This is a genomic window from Promicromonospora kroppenstedtii DSM 19349 (genome assembly GCF_000515355.1).
Classification (GTDB): domain Bacteria; phylum Actinomycetota; class Actinomycetes; order Actinomycetales; family Cellulomonadaceae; genus Promicromonospora; species Promicromonospora kroppenstedtii.
Map to the genome: position 1 here is coordinate 1 of NZ_KI911674.1, position 1,271 is coordinate 1,271.

Annotated in this window: 1 protein-coding gene; it reads right to left on the minus strand. The window is 75.1% G+C overall.

The window, feature by feature from the left end:
• On the minus strand, positions 1–1,271 hold a 1,271-nt coding region (locus PROKR_RS13715; protein WP_051432974.1), incomplete at both ends, for a lipopolysaccharide biosynthesis protein.

The following is a 1,271-nucleotide window of genomic DNA, read 5'->3' on the forward strand; positions in this document are numbered from 1 at the left end:
GCCGCGACGCCGTGCGCGAGGATCGTCCGGCAGCCGCCCACGAGCCAGGGCCGCCAGCTCAGCCGCGCGGCCCGGCCGGCCCACCACAGCGAGACGGGCCACAGCAGGGCGGAAGCGATGCCGTAGGCGGCGGCCACCCCCACGACGCCCCAGAGACTTCCCGCGACGACGGCGGCCACGACCAGAGGGCGCGACCAGAGGGCGAACCGGAACTGGGACCGCATGGTCCCCGTGGCCATGAAGACCCAGCCCGACGTGAACGACGCCGCCTGGAACACGCCGCCCACGGCGAGCACGGCGAACAGCGGCGCCAGTTCCAGCCACCGGGCGCCGAGCGCGATCTCGACCACAGGCCCCGCCGTCGCCGCGCCGAGCAGCATCACGGGCGCGAGCAGATTGAGCAGGATCGCCTGGCCGCGCACCACGAACCGGCCGAAGGTGGCCGCGTCGTCCTGCAGGCGGGACAGCACGGGCATCGCCACCCGGGTCACGGGGAACTGGAGCTGCCGCACCGGCAGCATCATCATCCGGAAGGCCCGGTCGTACAGGCCGGCGGACGCCGCGCCGAACCGCGCGCCGACCACGACGGCGTCGGCGTTCATGCTGACGTAGGTGAGGAGCTGCGCACCGAGCTGGTGCACGCCGTAGGAGACGAACGACCGCACCGGCTCCCGCCGTCGGGGCGGCCCGGGAAGCCAGCGGGCGACCAGGACCGACCCGGCACAGACGACGACGGCGGCCACGACCTGCTGCGCCACCAGCGCGCGGTACGAGCCGTCCGCGAGCGCGACCCACACCGCCACCAGCAGCCCGAGGGTGGGCGCGGCGACGTCGATCACCGCGATGGCGGTGAACCGCAGGTCCCGCATGAGCGAGGCCCGGAACTGCGCGGCGAGCCCGCCGAGCAGGAACGTGACCGCCAGCCAGCGGGTGATGTCCGCCAGCACCGGCTCGTCGTAGAGCGCGGCCACCATGGGCGCCGCGACCAGCACGGCGATGGCCGCGAGCGCCCCGCAGCCGAGGTTGATCCAGAACAGGTTGTCGCGCTGGCCCACGGTGACGACGGGTGCCTGCACGGCGGCCCGGGACAGCCCGAAGTCCTGCAGGATCGTCGCGGCGCCCACGATCGCGCCGACCATCGCGACGTAGCCGTAGTCGGCCGGGCCGACGAGCCGCGCGAGGACCACGATCGACGCGACCTGGACCAGGGCACGGACCCCCTGGCCCGCCAGGGTGACGGCGCCGCCCCGGGCGGCGCTGCGCCCCAGCGC